At 69.9% G+C, this 15445-nt stretch carries 13 protein-coding genes; 9 read left to right on the top strand and 4 right to left on the bottom strand.

The window, feature by feature from the left end:
• The first annotated feature begins 45 nt into the window (after positions 1–45).
• Positions 46–2652 carry an AAA family ATPase gene (locus ACIBKY_RS00680; protein ID WP_397093360.1) on the top strand — a complete coding sequence of 869 codons (2607 nt, stop codon included), beginning with the start codon at positions 46–48 and terminating at the stop codon, positions 2650–2652.
• Here ACIBKY_RS00680 and ACIBKY_RS00685 read toward each other — a convergent pair.
• Complete coding sequence (locus ACIBKY_RS00685; RefSeq protein WP_397093361.1) at positions 2649–3623, bottom strand: nuclear transport factor 2 family protein; 975 nt, start codon at positions 3621–3623, stop codon at positions 2649–2651. The two genes, ACIBKY_RS00680 and ACIBKY_RS00685, sit on opposite strands and share 4 nt — an antisense overlap.
• A gap of 307 nt (positions 3624–3930) precedes the next feature.
• On the opposite strand from ACIBKY_RS00685, the gene ACIBKY_RS00690 reads away from it, so the two are divergent.
• The 7 genes from ACIBKY_RS00690 (at position 3931) to ACIBKY_RS00720 (ending at position 11297) form a co-directional block, all read left to right on the top strand.
• Positions 3931–5163, top strand: coding sequence for a hypothetical protein (locus tag ACIBKY_RS00690; protein ID WP_397093363.1), 1233 nt, complete (start codon positions 3931–3933; stop codon positions 5161–5163).
• Positions 5163–5966, top strand: a complete 804-nt coding sequence (locus tag ACIBKY_RS00695; protein WP_397093364.1) for a class F sortase — start codon at positions 5163–5165, stop codon at positions 5964–5966. The genes ACIBKY_RS00690 and ACIBKY_RS00695 overlap by 1 nt, the downstream gene beginning before the upstream one ends.
• A gap of 131 nt (positions 5967–6097) precedes the next feature.
• Positions 6098–7396 (top strand): hypothetical protein, encoded by a 1299-nt coding sequence (locus ACIBKY_RS00700; RefSeq protein ID WP_397093366.1) that lies wholly within the window; start codon positions 6098–6100, stop codon positions 7394–7396.
• Positions 7397–7398: 2 nt separating this feature from the next.
• Positions 7399–8121 carry a class F sortase gene (locus ACIBKY_RS00705; protein ID WP_397093367.1) on the top strand — a complete coding sequence of 241 codons (723 nt, stop codon included), beginning with the start codon at positions 7399–7401 and terminating at the stop codon, positions 8119–8121.
• Positions 8122–8131: 10 nt separating this feature from the next.
• Entirely contained in the window at positions 8132–8788 is a 657-nt protein-coding gene (locus ACIBKY_RS00710; protein ID WP_397093369.1) for a hypothetical protein, read from the top strand.
• Between the two features lie 61 nt (positions 8789–8849).
• Complete coding sequence (locus ACIBKY_RS00715) at positions 8850–9995, top strand: acetyl-CoA C-acetyltransferase (RefSeq protein WP_397093371.1); 1146 nt, start codon at positions 8850–8852, stop codon at positions 9993–9995.
• A gap of 123 nt (positions 9996–10118) precedes the next feature.
• On the top strand, positions 10119–11297 hold the full coding sequence (locus ACIBKY_RS00720; protein WP_397093372.1) for a tyrosinase family protein: 1179 nt from the start codon (positions 10119–10121) through the stop codon (positions 11295–11297).
• A 152-nt stretch (positions 11298–11449) separates the two neighbouring features.
• Here ACIBKY_RS00720 and ACIBKY_RS00725 read toward each other — a convergent pair whose 3' ends face one another.
• Entirely contained in the window at positions 11450–12385 is a 936-nt protein-coding gene (locus ACIBKY_RS00725; protein WP_397093373.1) for a helix-turn-helix transcriptional regulator, read from the bottom strand.
• Positions 12386–12430: 45 nt separating this feature from the next.
• On the opposite strand from ACIBKY_RS00725, the gene ACIBKY_RS00730 reads away from it, so the two are divergent.
• Positions 12431–13498 carry an epoxide hydrolase family protein gene (locus ACIBKY_RS00730; protein WP_397093374.1) on the top strand — a complete coding sequence of 356 codons (1068 nt, stop codon included), beginning with the start codon at positions 12431–12433 and terminating at the stop codon, positions 13496–13498.
• A 76-nt stretch (positions 13499–13574) separates the two neighbouring features.
• Here the strand turns inward: ACIBKY_RS00730 and ACIBKY_RS00735 are convergent, their stop codons facing one another.
• Positions 13575–14465 carry a carbohydrate ABC transporter permease gene (locus ACIBKY_RS00735; RefSeq protein ID WP_397093376.1) on the bottom strand — a complete coding sequence of 297 codons (891 nt, stop codon included), beginning with the start codon at positions 14463–14465 and terminating at the stop codon, positions 13575–13577.
• Complete coding sequence (locus ACIBKY_RS00740) at positions 14466–15386, bottom strand: carbohydrate ABC transporter permease (protein ID WP_397093377.1); 921 nt, start codon at positions 15384–15386, stop codon at positions 14466–14468.
• Positions 15387–15445 lie beyond the last annotated feature (59 nt).

Genomic DNA, 15445 nt, shown 5'->3' on the forward strand with positions numbered 1-15445 from the left:
TCCCACCGTACGGGGCGGCGATGGGCCCCCGGTAGATTCATCCCCATGTTGCATGGCCGGGGGGAAGAGCAGACGGCCGTCGAGCGGCTGCTGGACTCGGCCCGCGACGGCGACAGCGGGGTCCTGGTGATCCGCGGCGAGCCCGGCGCCGGCAAGTCCGCGCTGCTGCGGCATGCCGCCGAGCGGGCCGGGGACCTGCGGACCCTGCGCGGGGCCGGCGTGGAGTCCGAGGCCGAGCTGCCGTTCGCCGCTCTCCACCTGCTGTTGCACGCCGAACTCGGCCGCCTGGACGCACTGCCACAGGCTCAGGCCGAGGCGCTGAGAGGCGCGCTGGGACTGGGCGCGCTCGCTCCCGAGAACCGCTTCCTCGTCGGACTGGCCGTGCTCAGCCTGCTCGCCGAGATCGCCGGGGACGGCTCGCTGCTCTGCGTCGTCGACGACGCGCAGTGGGTCGACCAGGCCTCACTCGACGCGCTCGTCTTCGCCGCCCGGCGGCTCGACGCCGAGGGCATCGCGCTGATCTTCGCCACCCGGGACGCCGCCGCGCCCGCCGGGCTGCCCGAGCTCGTGCTGCGCGGCGTCGACCGCGCCGCCGCCACGGCGCTCCTGCCCGGCGACCTCGCGCCCGCCGTGCGTGAGCGCATCCTCGACGAGGCCGACGGCAATCCGCTGGCCCTGCTCGAACTGCCCGCCGTCCTCACCCCGGAGCAGCGGTCCGGCCGGCTGGCCCCCTACACCAAGATCCCCGTCACCAGCCGGGTGCGGCAGGCGTTCCTGGGGCAGATCACCGCGCTGCCGGAGGCCGCCCAGCTCGTGCTGGCCGTGCTCGCCGCCGACGACACCGGCTCGCTGGGCGTGGTGTTGCGTGCCTGCGAGGAGTTCGGGGCGGGGATCGGGGACCTGGAGAGCGCGCGGCGGGCCCGGCTGGTCGAGGTCGCCGGTCAGGCGGTGAGCTTCCGCCATCCGCTGATCCGGCCCACGGCCTATCAGAACGTGCCGCTGACGACGGCGCTGGCCGTACACCGGGCTCTCGCGGGTGCGCTCGACGGGCGCGAGCACGCAGACCGGCGGGCGTGGCACCTCGCGGCCGCGACGGCCGCGCCCGACGAGGACGTGGCCGCCGAGCTGGTGCGGGTCGCCGAGCGCGCGCAGACGCGCGCGGGATATGCCGCCATGGCCGCCGCCTACGAGCGCGCCGCCGAGCTCACTCCCGACCCCGACCTCCGTTCGGTACGGCTGGCCGCCGCGGCCGTGGCCGCCAGCGACGGCGGCCGGTTCGAGCACGCCGACCGGCTGGCCGACCGGGCCAGCGGCATCGGCGACCCGCTCGCGCTCGCCCACCTGCTCCAGGTACGCGCGCACGTGCACGTGCAGCAGGGGGCCTATGCCGAGGCGGCCCGGGTGATCGTCGCGGGGGCCGGGCGGATCGCGCCGCTCGATCCCGAACGGGCCGCCTACCTGTATCTGGAGGCGATCCGCTGCGCGTGGTTCGGTACCGCCGCCGAGCCGGCGCTCCGGGCGGCGGAGCTGATGCCGCCGGTGGACGTGCCGCTGGTGGGCGGGGCGCTCGGGGTCGCGGCGATGATGGGCGGGGAGGTGCCGAAGGCGCTGGCGTCGATGCAACGCCTGCTTGCCGATCCCGACGATTCCGGACTGGGAATTCCGGGGCGGCTCTTCCTCGCGCAGGTGGCGCTGGCGGCCGGACGGCCCTCGCGGGCCGACGAGGTCGCCGCGCGGGCCGTCGCCGACTGCCGGGCGCGAGGGATGGACGGCTGGCTGATCGTCGGGCTGAACGCGCGGATGCAGGCCTTGGCCTGTCTCGGGCGCTACCAGGACATGATCGAGGCGCGGGAGGACGGCACGCCGCTGGTCGGCGACCCGGCGCTGCTGGACGGGCCGCTCGCGTTCGCCCACGCGGAGCTCGGGGACGAGGAACGCGGGCGCAGCGGGGGCGGAGCCGTGGGAGCGTGGGCTCTGGGGCGCCTGGAGCTGGCGCTCGGCCGGCCGGAGGCGGCGCTGAAGGCGATGGAGCCGGTGGCGGGTGCGGCTTATGCGCCGTTCTCCCTCTTCATGTTGCCGGACCGGGTCGAGGCCGCGCTGCGGGTCCGGGACACGGCGGTGGCCGAGACACTGGCGGGGCGGTACACGGAGTGGGCGGAGGCCGTGGGGCAGCCGTCCGCGCTGGCCGTCGCCGCACGGTGCGCCGCGCTGGTCGCCGATGACGAGGAACGGTTCGCGCTGGCCGTACAGCTGCACGAGAGTGGTGAGCAGCCGCAGGAGGAGGCGCGCACGCGGCTGCTCTACGGCGAGTGGTTGCGGCGGGCGCGCCGGCGGGCCGAGGCACGTACGCAGCTGCGGGGGGCTCTGGCGGCCTTCGACCGGCTGGGGATGAGCCTGTGGGCCGAGCGGGCGCGGGCCGAACTGCGGCTCACGGGCGACGTCCCCGCCGCGCCGCGCCGCGCCGACGATCCGCTGAGCGTCCTGACCGCCCAAGAGCGCCAGGTGGTACGGCTGGCCGCCACCGGCGCCTCGAACCGGGACATCGCCGCCCAGCTGTACCTGAGCCCCAGAACGGTCGGATACCACCTGTACAAGGCGTATCCGAAGCTGGGGATCGCCGCCAGGTCGGAGCTGGCGGCACTGGTCGGTTAGGGCCTTAGCAGGCCGTAGAGGGCGTTGATCTTGGGCTGATCGGCGATGAGCGGGAGCTGGTCGAAGCTGAGCTGCCAGTTCGTCGTGACACCCCACCGGTCGTCGAGTCGCTCGATGATGCCGAAGCTCATCTTCTGGCCGTGCTTGGGGGTGACCGTGCCGTACCACTCTACGTATGTGGAATTGCCTGCTCTGACCGCCTGGCCGGGCTTCAGGTGGAGTTCGCCGATCTGGGCGAAGAACGCGTTCAGGTAGGCCAGCTTGCCCCGGGACGTCCTGATGGCGCGGCCGTCCAGGCCCGTGCCCTTGAGCGGCGCGCCGGTGAGCGGGGTGAGGAGGGCGGCGGCGTCCTTGCGGTTCCACGCCTGGCCGCGGGCCACGATCGCGTCCGGGCTGATGGCAGGCGTGCGGCCCGTCTCGGCCGGGCCGGTGTCGGTCACTCCGGCGAACAGGTTGCGGACGGTGGGGTCGAGCTTGGTGAACCACGTGTACCGGTCGTAGTAGCGGCGGCCCTGGACCACCTTGCCGTCGTCGGCCATCAGGACGCGGTAGACGGCCGGGTAGGAGATCGCGTGTCCCTTGATCGTGACCTCGTTGGCCGCCTCGAACATCACCGCGGCGCCGTCCACGCCGATCCGCGTGCCGTGGAAGCGGAAGTCGGGGGCGAGGGTGAGCGACCCGGTGATCGCCCTTTCGATCTCCGCCAGCCCCTTGGTCGGAGGCAGTTCGGCGGCGGCCGGCTCCCAGAGGGTGGCGTCCTTGTCCCAGATGTCCAGATAAAGCGGGACTCGCGTTAGGGCGTCGGGGGCCTCCTTGCCGAACGCGACCTGCCGCTTGATGAAGCTGCAGGCGTTGGGAGAGACCCAGCCGATCGCGCTGTCGCACTCGTGGGGGGTGGTCTGCGCTTGGGCAGGGGCACTCAGCAGCCCCACCGCCAGCATCGCTCCGGCCAGCGTCGCCGTCTTCCTCATCGCCGTCTCCTTCTGTTTCGCCCGGCCCAAGCGGCCGTGGCGCGATCGAAATTACGGAGATCGGTGAACGCGGGAATCTGTCATCGTGACGGTAGTGACACGGCTTCATCACAAGTCACGGCCACCGCCACATATGGCCGCTTTCGCGGTCGTTCCAGCCCTAAGATCTACCGTTGGTATGCCTGGGTGATCGGAGTAACCCATGAGTCGGTGGCGTAAGGCAGTGGTTGCCTCTTCGGTCGGATTAGCGGCCTCCGCGGCTTTCGTGGTCGGGCTGTCCAGCCCCAGCCAGGCGGCCACACTCAATGTGACCTACCGCTGCGCCGGCGGCGTCGCCGGCACGATCCCGGTCGAACTCGAGGCCGGCGTCACCCCCAAGATCAACTCTGCTGGGCAGCTGGAGGTCGGCTGGTCGCTGAAGTACCTGGGCGATCGCCGGTTCGGCTCGCCCGGCTTCTTCGCCGAAGGCTCGCTGCTCAGCCTGGAAGGCGTTGTCGACATCACCGGCGCCTGGAACGGCGCGCTGAGCCCCAGGGGCGGCAAGGAGCAGGGCTTGCTCGTCCCCGGTACCCAGATGGTGCTGCCGGAAGGACTGTCGGACGCCGGTTCCGTGCAGCGGCCCGGGAAGGTCCGGGTGAAGCCGGGCGCGCTCGTGGTCCGGTTCACGCCCGCGCAGGGCGAGGTGATGGTCAACAACACCCACGAGGCGATCGACTACACCGGCGGCTGGTCGCTCACCCACCCCGGGGCGCATTACGGCGACCATGAGCTCGACCTGCACACCACCACGACGGCGAACGCGGTGGCCAAGCTGGAGTTCACCGGCACGCAGGTCGAGTACATCGGCCGGCGCGAGCAGAACCTGAGCCCCATCAAGGTCTCCTTCGACGGCCAGCCGATCACCGACCCGCTCGTCGAGCCCGGCAAGGATGTCAACGGGACCCCGATGACCGGCACCAAGGCCAAGGAGGTCCTGTGGACCTCGCCAGAGAGGGACTACAAGCCGCACGTCATCGAGGTCGAGAACACCGCCGCCGGACGCGCCTACCTCGACGCCTTCAAGGTGATCACCGGAGCTCTTCCCGAGCCGCCCAAGCACCACGAGGCGACCTGCACGATCACCAGTGGCGGCGGCAGCATCGACGTGGACGTCCCGGGCACGCCCAGCAGTCCGCCGCCGACGACACCCACGCCGACCAAGACGCCCACCGGCACGAACAGCCCCACCAACACCCCGACGACCACGCCGCCGAACAACAACGGCGACAACAACCAGGACCCGTGGCACGTCGGCGTGGTACCGGGTGCCGTGAAGACCCCGACGACCCGCGCCTCCGCCTCGCCGACCACGACCCGCTTCATCAAGGCCCAGGTGGTCAAGACGCCCAAGGGCGGGGTGGACACGGGTGAAGCGCCCGCGGAGGCGGCGGGCGGGCCGTACGGGCTGATCGCGGGTGGTTCGGCCCTGCTGCTGGTCAGCGCGACGGGCGGCTTGCTGGTACGGCGGCGCCGCGCCGCGCACGCCGGAGGAGCGAAGTGATGAGTGAGCGGAAGAAAGCCATGAACCGGGCACTGCCCGGACTGCTGGTCGCCGGCTCGCTGGCCGGTGTGGTCGCGGTGACCGTAGGCGTGCTGCAGCTGGCCCCGAGAGTGGAAGGCGGCCCCGGCGGCGTCCTGGCCGGAGCCGCCGCCCCCCGCCCAGCCGAGAACGGCGAGCAGCCGACGCCGATCGAGATCCAGAACGCCGGCGCCTTCATGCTGTCGCCCACCGTGGGGCCGGGCGGCAAGGACGTCCCGCTGACCCCGGCCAGGCTGGAGGCCCCGCCGCCGCTGGCCGCCGTCCCGGCCGTGGCTCCCATTCCGCCGGCGAAAAAGGCGGCGAAGAAGGCCAGGCCGACGCGTATCAAGATCCCCAAGATCAAGGTGAACGCCCCGATCGGCGCCGTGACCCTCGACTCCAAGGGCGCCCTGGGCGTCCCGTCCCTGGCGAAGCCGAACCTGACCGGCTGGTACCGCGACAGCCCCATCCCCGGCGGAATCGGCCCGTCGATCATCAACGGCCACGTGAACACCCGCAAAGGCCCCGCGGTCTTCAACCGCCTGGCCGAGCTGACCAAGGGCGACCCCATCTACGTGTACCGCTCGGACGGCAAGGTGACCCGCTTCACGGTGAGCGGCATCGAGCAGGTCAGCAAGTCCACGTTCCCGACGAACCGCGTGTACGGCAACACCACCGACGCCCAGCTCAGGTTGGTGACCTGCGGCGGCGTCTACAACAAGTCGGCCCACAGCTACGCCGACAACGTCATCGTGTATGCGACCCTGTCCAAGAAGAAGGGTTGACCGGTTCTTGGTTCCGGTTTTCAGGTTTACAGGAGATTTACAGGGTCAGTTCGTACGATCTCAACCTAACCGTGACCAATCGCTGGAATCCTGGTACGCCTGTTGAACCTGCGCTGAAACGGAGATAGACAGTGCTGACGTCCAAGGCGCGGCGCCGCCTCGCCCAGAAGACTTCCGCCTTGGGGCTGGCAAGCACCCTCATCTTCGTCGCCGGTTCCACCTTCCTCCAGGCGCCCGCCACCGCGGCACAGTCGAACATGACCTCGACCTGCACGGCCGCGACGACGCCCGATGCCACGCTCAAGGTCCCGATCGGCACGGGCACCGGTGACAAGGGCCCCAAGACGGCCACCTTCAACTGCACCGCCGGCACCGTCACCAACACGTCGATCCAGGTCAGTCTGAGCACGGTCGCGAGTTCGGTGACGGCCGGAGGCAGCTTCGACGTCACCCTGGAGATCCCAACGCTCACACTGGCGACCGCGCCCACGACGGCTTCCAGCTTGAACGTCGGCTGGACGCCCACCGTCACCGGGGGCAACGCCGAGACCGGGACCAAGCCGGGCGGAGCCATCACCGCGCAGTCCACGACGGTCCCGGCCAAGAGCGTAGTCTTCAAGATCACGGCAGCGACGACGGGCACGATGGTGGAGATCAAGCCGGGGTCGCTGAGCTTCACCATCGGCACCGGGGGCGGCAACGGGACCGCCGAGATCGTCGAATACACCTGTACGGCCACGAACACCGCTGACGCCGAGTACCCGGCATATCCCGACATCAAGGTGGCACTCACTCCGCCGGCGGCCGTGGCCAACACTGAGGCAAACATCCCGTGGAGCGGGGCCATCCAGACTGGCAGTGACACGCTGAAGGTGCCTGTGGGCGCGACGTCCAGCACCAAGTTCATCGTCACCGTCAAGGCGAGCGGCGCGGGGGCTCCCGCTACAGCCTCAGGTGAGACGACGATCACAGGCTCTGCCGGTGCGGATCTCACACTGCCGACTTCGCTCAATATCAAGATCAAAGCGACCACCGCGGGCACCGTCACGCTGACGCCAAGCGATATCTACATCGGGACTTCGACGACGAACTCGCTGGTCAAGTGCTCAACGACACAGACGAACCTCAAGACGTACACCATGACCGTCACTGCGGGTAACGGGACTACGCCGACTCCCACGCCGACGCCGACCCCGACCCCCACGACGACAACCCCCAAACCCACCAAGACCACGACGAAGTTCGTCACCGAGACGCCCAAGGACAACAACGGGAAGGTCACCAAGACTCCCAAGGCCGGGGCGGACACCGGTGGTGGTGGGGACATGGGGCCTGATGGGCGGATGTTCATTCTTACCGGTTCACTGCTCATCCTGGCCGCGGGTGCCGGTGGGTTGATGGTCCGGCGGCGCGGGCTCAACCGGGGCTGAGGGTGACCGGGCAGGGGTCTCAGGGTGGCGGGCTGCGGATCACGCTGATTCTCGCGGCCATCGCCGGAGTGGTGACGGTTGTGGCCGGGTTGCTGATCGTCGCGGGGTCGCCGCAGGAGTATGGGCTGGCTCGGGACAGTCTTGATCTTGGGGCGCAGCCGGACGGCAAGAACACCGGGGCGCCGCAGCAGGCGTTGTTCAAGGCGGAGCCCACGGTGCCGCCGCCCCTGCCGCCGATCAATCCGGCGCCCGCCATGCTGCCGTCCACGCCCAAGAGGATCGTGATCAAGCGGCTGGGCATCAACGCGCCGATCTCGTCGATCGGGCTGGACAAGCGGGGCGCCATCCAGGTCCCGTCGATCGACAATCCGAACCTGGTCGGCTGGTACCGGCACGGGCCGACCGCGGGTGAGGCGGGGCCGTCGGTGATGCTGGGGCACAAGGACACGCGGCGGGGCACCGCGGTGTTCAGCCGCCTGTACGAGATCCGCAACGGCGACACCATCGAGGTCAAGCGGCAGGACGGCGTGACGGCGGTGTTCACCGTGGGCGGCGTGGAGCAGGCGGCGAAGACGACCTTCCCCACCCAGCGCGTCTACGGCGACCAGGGCGACAACGCCCAGCTCCACCTGATCACCTGTGGCGGCTACTACAACCGCAACATCGGTCACTACACCGACAACATCATCGTCTACGCGACAATGACGAGCTCCTACAGAAGCTGAGGACACGCGCATGGGCTGGATGGCGAAGCGGCGACTGCGTACTGGCCCCACGGCGGCGGTGTCCGCCAAGCCGGATCCAGCCGAACTGCTGCGGATCGTGCAACTGGCCGACCCGGACGCCCGCGCGGACGGCGGCGACATCCTGGCCGCCGACACCAGGATCCACGCGGCCGTCGAGGCGGAGCCCGAGCTGGTGGGCGGCGAGCTCGAAACGGTCTGGGCGCTGCGGGTGGCGGCCGAGGGGCCGCTGCCCTTCGACTACTTCGACCGCTACCTGGCCGAGGGCATCGCGTTCCGGCTGGGCGGGCTGGCGGTGTGCCGCGGTGAGGTGAGCGATCCGTCCGACGAGGGCGTGCAGCGCGGCGCCGCGGTGATCCTCCCGGTACGGCCGGCCGACGAGGAACTGGCCGAGTTGCTCGAAGCCGAGCCCGGTGAGGACGACGCCTTCGAGGGCACCGGGTTCCGCGCGGTCGTGGTGCCGCTGAAGACGCGGCCGCCGGCCGTACGGGATCTGCTGCCTTTCGCGACGGAGCTGACGGCGGTGGAGCTGCGCGGCGACGACCTGGAGAAGGTCGGCGCGCTGGCGCTGTCGCTGGCGGAGGGGCTGCAGGGCATCGCGGTGGACCGGTGGTGCTTCCGTATCGACGCTCCCGGAGACCTCCTGTAGAGCATCGTTCTGTTGTAGTCTGCCCAGTAACCGAATATTGCTCGGTTTCATGGAGGGCACTGTGGCAGAGGCGTACATCGTCGGGGCGGTCCGGACCCCGGTCGGCAAGAAGAAGGGCGGCCTTTCCACCGTCCACCCCACTGACCTGGCCGCGCAGACGCTGAAGGCGCTCATCGACCGCACCGGCGTCGACCCCGTCGCGGTCGAGGACGTCATCATGGGCTGCGTCATGCAGTTCGGCCCGCAGAGCATGGACATCGCGCGCAACGCCTGGCTCAGCGCCGGCCTGCCGGAGACCACGGCCGGCGTCACGATCGACCGGCAGTGCGGCTCCTCGCAGCAGTCGATCCACTTCGCCGCGCAGGGTGTCCTGTCCGGCACCCAGGACCTCGTGGTCGCCGCCGGAGTGGAGTCGATGAGCGTCGTGCCGATGGGCTCGTCGATCACGGCGGCCTTGGAGAAGGGCATGCCGTTCCCCTTCGGCGAGATGTGGGTCGAGCGGTACGGCAAGCAGGAGATCTCCCAGTTCCGCGGCGCGGAGCTGATGTGCCAGAAGTGGGGTTTCACCCGCGAGCAACTGGAGCGGTTCGCCTACGAGTCGCACCAGCGTGCCGCCAAGGCGATCGCGAACGGCCACTTCAAGGACCAGATCGTCCCGGTCAACGGCGTGCACGACGACGAGGGCCCCCGCCCGGACTCGACGCTGGAGAAGATGGCGGGCCTGAAGACGCTGAAGGAGGACGGCGTGATCACCGCCGCCACCTCCTCGCAGATCTCCGACGGCTCCGGCGCGCTTCTCATCGCCTCGGAGCAGGCGGTCAAGGATCACGGGCTGACCCCGCGCGCCCGTATCCACCAGCTCGCGCTGACCGGTGACGACCCGGTGTACATGCTGACCGCGCCGATCCCGGCCACCCGGAAGGCGTTGAAGAAGGCGGGCATGTCGATCGACCAGATCGACGTCACCGAGATCAACGAGGCGTTCGCGCCGGTCCCGCTGGCCTGGATCAAGGAGCTGGGCGCCGACCCGGCCACGGTCAACCCGAACGGCGGCGCCATCGCCCTGGGCCACCCGCTGGGCGGCACCGGCGCGATCCTGATGACCAAGCTGCTGCACGAGCTGGAGCGCACCGGCGGCCGGTACGGCCTGCAGACGATGTGCGAAGGCGGCGGCCAGGCCAACGTCACGATCATCGAGCGCCTGTAGGGCACGCGGGACGCCGCCCCGGGGCACAGACCCCGGGGCGGCGAACTCCTGGAATGATCTTGCGCATACTCAGCCCAGCTCTAGAGGGATCTCCGGGTAGCAAGATCGCGAAGGAGGTGCCCCATGTCCGGTGCCAGCAGGCGGCAGGTATTGATGGCGATGGGGGCGGTGCCGTTCCTGGCCGGTCCGCCGCCCATCGACGGGTGTGTCGAGCTCACCCACAAGGGCCGAAAGATCAGGATCTGCCCGTCGGGGCATGAGATGCACGGCCTGCTCAACAGGTCGGTGTTCGTCGACGGCGCCGCCCTGGAGATCATGGAGCAGAACGGCAGGTTCATCAGCGAGCTCAACCTGTACTCCAGCCATCGCACGCTCAAGGGCGTGGCGATCGAGGCGGTCGAGCTGCTGCGCGGCGCCAAGCTGGTCGAGCGGCCACCGGCGCCGAAGGTGAAGCTGGAGCAGCCCGACTCCGGCGGCCGGCGCAGGGCGGCCCGCCTGCGCAAGAACGCCGCCGCGCTGAGCTCCGCCGAGAAGTCCGCACTGGTGGACGCCTTCCTGCGGCTCAAGCGCAGCGGCGCGTACGACTACTTCGTCGACCTGCACCGCAGGGCCTTCGCCCAGCACGGGTGGAACGCCCACATGCACGCCGGCTTCCTGCCCTGGCACCGGGCGATGCTGGTGCACTTCGAGACGCAGCTGGGGGTGGCGCTGCCGTACTGGGACTGGACGGTGCAGCAGAGCGGCGGCGCGACGCCGTTCACCCCGGACTTCCTCGGCGGCAACGGACGCCAGGGCGACCAGCAGGTGATGGAGGGGCCGTTCGCCTTCCGCCACGGGCAGTGGCCGCTCAACGTCCGCGAGGACAACAGGGAGTTTCTGCGCAGGGAGTTCGGCGTCGGGGCGGACCGGCCGTCCGGGGCCGGACTGGTCAGTCAGGCGATGGCGACCTCGCTCTACGACCAGGCGCCGTACGACTCCTCGGCGAGCGCCGGCTTCCGCAACCTCGTCGAGGGCTGGCCGGGTGGTCCGGTCATGCACAACCGGGCCCACGTGTGGATGGGCGGCAGCATGCTGCCCGCCTCGGCGCCGAACGACCCGGCGTTCTTCCTCAACCACTGTTTCGTGGACAAACTCTGGGCCGACTGGCAGGCCAGGCACGGCTCGGCCGCCCACTTCCTGCCGGGTGAGCTGATCGACGTGCCGGTGGAACCGTTCGGGAGCGAGGTCGGCTGGACGGTCACGCCGCGCCAGCTCCTCGACCACAGCCAGTGGTACACATACGGCGGCGCCCCGGCCCTGTGACAAGCAGGGCAGGGGCGCCGGCGGTGTTCGCGCCCATGGCGTGGAGGCGCTTCAACTACCCATCCAGGTAGTGGCTCTTGGTGCTCCGACAGTAGGGGAGCGATCATTGAGGGCGCAACGGGTTATCGGCCGGGCGGCTCAGGAGCCGTTCCTCAAGGAACCGAGTTCCGCAGTCTTTCTCCCAATGCGCGGATGTGCTCGACGAGTTCGGGCGGCTCGTGCGTCTCGAAGCGGAAGCCGAGCCGCCCCACCCACAGCGCCAGCTCGTCCAGGGAGTCGGAGCCGGTGCTGACCACGCAGGTGTGCTCGTCGATCGGCTCGATCGCGCCGGAGGTCGCGGTCATGCGCTCGCTCACGGCGGCGGCGGACCCGTGGACGGTGAAGCGGCCCTGGTGGCGGTAGGGCGCGCTGGCGATCCGCCGCGAGGTGTAGCCGGCCAGGTCGTCGGCGGGCAGCGGGCGGGGCGTGAAGCGGGGGCCGTTCGGGGTGCGCAGGGTGAGCCGGTCGACGCGGTAGGTGCGCCAGTCGCGCCGCTCGACGTCCCATCCGACCAGGTACCAGCGCCGTCCTGAATGCACCAGCCGGTACGGCTCCGCCGTACGCCTGCTCGGTGTGCCGTCGTGCGCGCGGTAGTCGAACAGCAGGCACTCGCGCGCCCACGCGGCGGCCGCGATCGCGGACAGCACGCCGGGATCCACCGCGGGACCGCCCAGCGGCATCGGCACGGTCACCGCCTTCAGCGCGTCGACCCGATGCCGCAGGCGGGAGGGCAGCACCTGCTCCAGCTTGGCCAGCGCCCGCACGCAGACCTCCTCCAGCCCGGCCACGGTGCCCCCGGCGCCGGTACGCAGCCCGATGGCCACCGCGACCGCCTCGTCGTCGTCCAGCAGCAGGGGTGGCAGCCGTGACCCCGCGCCCAGCCGGTACCCCGGCGCGCCCGGGGTGGCGTTGACCGGGTATCCGAGCTCGCGCAGCCGGTCCACGTCGCGCCGGACGGTTCGCGTGGACACACCCAGCCGTTCGGCCAGTTCGGTCCCCGACCAGTCCCGGTGGGTCTGCAGGAGACCCAGCAAAGAAAGCAACCTCACAACCTAGGACGGTATCTGACCTAGGCCGTTCCTAGAGTCGTCCCCATGAAGCCCTTCCACATCGACATCCCGGACGCCGACCTCACCGACCTGCGCGAACGTCTGGCCCGCACCCGCTGGCCAGACGAACTACCCGGGGTCGGCTGGTCCTACGGCGTCCCGCTCTCCTACGCCCGCGAGCTCGCCGCCTACTGGGCCGACGGCTTCGACTGGCGGGCCCAGGAAGCCGCGCTGAACGCCCTCCCGCAGTTCACCACCGAGATCGACGGGCAGAACATCCATTTCGTCCACGTACGCTCCGCCAAGCCGGACGCCCTGCCGCTGATCATCACCCACGGCTGGCCCGGCTCGTTCGTGGAGTTCATGAAGGTCATCGAACCGCTGGCCCGGGACTTCCACGTCGTCGCGCCGTCGATCCCGGGCTTCGGCTTCTCCGGCCCGACCCGCGAGAAGGGCTGGGACCTCAAGCGGGTGGCCAGGGCTTGGGCGGCGCTCATGGAACGCCTCGGCTACGAGCGCTACGGCGCGCACGGCACCGACACCGGCTCGGTCATCGCACCGGAACTGGGCCGCGTGGCGCCGGACAAGGTGGTCGGCGTGCACGTCAACGGCGGCCTCGGCTTTCCGACGGGCGACCCGGCCGAGCTGGAGGGCCTGACGGAGGCCGAAAGCGCCCGGATGGCGATATATCCGGACACGGAGGCTCTCGGCTACGCCATGATCCAGTCGACCCGCCCCCAGACCCTCGCCTACGGCCTGCACGACTCCCCGGCCGGCCAGCTCACCTGGATCGCCGAGAAGTTCCACGAGTGGGCCGGCGTGGAAGTGGACCGCGACCAGTTGCTCACCAACATCAGCGTCTACTGGTTCACCGGTACGGCAGGCTCGGCGGCCCGCATCTACAAGGAGGGCGCCGCGGCCTGGGGCGGGCAGAGCCCGTACTCGGGAGTGCCCCACGGCGTCGCCGTCTTCCCCGGCGACACCGGCGTGCGGCGCATCGCCGAACGCGAGCACAAGGTCGTGCACTGGGCGGAGTACGACCGCGGCGGCCACTTCCCCGCCATGGAGGTGCCTGAGGTACTGGTCGCCGACCTGCGCACGTTCTTTCTCTGAGAAGAACACTTCGGCCGCCGCGGATCGCGCGGCGGCCGAAGGGCGGGGCGGGAGGAGGTCGCCCGCTGGGAATGGCCTACTTGATCGAGCCGGCGGTGAGACCGCCGACCACCTTCCGCTCGATGAGCGCGAACAGGATGATCACCGGGATCGTGGCGATCACCGATCCGGCGAACAGTCCCTGCCAGTCCACGGAGTACTGGCCCATGTAGGAGTGCAGCGCCACGGGCAGCGGCTGGTTCTCCGGGCTCGTGGTCAGGGTCAGCGCGACGACGAACTCGTTCCACGCGGCGATGAACGTGAAGATCAGCGCCGTGATCACGCCGGGCATGGCCAGGGGGAGCGTGATGCGGAACAGCGCGCCCATCCGCCCGTTGCCGTCGATGAAGGCCGCCTCCTCCAGCTCACGGGGGATGCTGGAGAAGTACGCGTTGAGGATCCACACCGCGAAGGCCAGGTTGAAACCGCCGTTGACCAGGATCAGCGACCACACCGAGTCCACCAGACCGAACTGGAAGAACTCCCGGTAGATGCCCACGACCATCGAGGTCGGCTGGAACATCTGCGTGACCAGCACCAGGATCAGGAAGAACGTGCGTCCCCTGAAGTTGTGCCGCGCGGTGTAGTACGCGGCGGGCAGCGCCACGATCAGTACCAGCAACGTCGAGCCGATCGCGACCTGCAACGAGACCAGCAGGTTGTCGGCCAGCCCGCCCCGCCAGAACCCGCCGATCGCCGACAGGTCCCAGGTGTCGGGGAACCACTGTGCCGTGCGCAGCTCGTTCTGCGGCCGCAGCGCGATCAGCACCATGACCAGGTACGGGAAGAGGAAGACGAACCCGATCAGGTACGCGAGCCCGGCGATGAGCGTCGTCTTGACCCGCGGCATCGTGTGCGAGCGGCGCGGGCGCTGGTGGTGATGGTGCCGCCGCCGGCTCAGCGGGGCGGGAGCGGTCTGCGTGCTCACCTACGCCACCTCCCTGTTCCAGCGGGAGACCCGCAAGAAGATGATGGTCAGCACGATGACCATGCCGAAGTTCACCACCGACATCGCCGCGGACGCCCCGATGTCGGAGCCCTTCAGGATGTACATGAAGATCGTGGACGTCGCGGTGTCGTAACCCGGCTGGCCCTTCGTCATCGCCCAGATGATCGGGAAGCTGTTGAAGACGTTCATGACGTTGATCAGCGCCGCGACGGTCAGCGCGGGCCGCAGCAGCGGCAGCGTGATCGACCAGTAGGTCCGGAACTTCGAGGCGCCGTCCATCCTGGCCGCCTCGTAGATGTCGGCCGGGATCGTGGCCAGGCCGGCCAGCAGCGCGTACGTCGTGAACGGCACCGACACGAACACCGCCACGAAGATCAGCCACGGCATCGCGGTGGAGGCCTGGCCGAGCTGGTCGGCCGAGGTGCCGCCCATCGCGCCGAGCAACCCCAGCGAGCTCGGCTCGATGCCGAAGGTGTCTTTCAGGAAGACGCCCAGGTCACGCCGGATCAGGTTGATGACACCGACCTCGGGGTCGAGCATCCACTTGAACACGATCGCGGTCATCAGCACCGACGCCGCCCACGGCGCGATCAGCGCCCAGCGGGCCAGCTTGCGTCCCGGGAACTTCTGGTTGAACAGCTGCGCCAGCAGCAGGGAGATCACCACGGTGAGCACCACGACCGCGATCACCCAGATCACGCTGCGGACCATGATGTCCCCGAAGTCCTTCGAGGTGAAGACCTTCGTGTAGTTGTCGGGGAAGTTGCCCTCCCGGACCACGCCGAACCGGCTGATCTGCAGGAACGACGACCGGATCATCTCGATCACCGGCCAGATCACGACGGCGGCGATCAGCAAGACCGCGGGCCCGACCCAGGCGAGCGGCTCCAGCTTCTTCATGCGAACCCTTTCTGGAGGTACGGCAGGCGCCCGGCACCGAGCCGCCTGCCGTACACACC

The sequence above is a fragment of the Nonomuraea sp. NPDC050394 genome (genome assembly GCF_044459065.1).
Lineage (GTDB): Bacteria > Actinomycetota > Actinomycetes > Streptosporangiales > Streptosporangiaceae > Nonomuraea.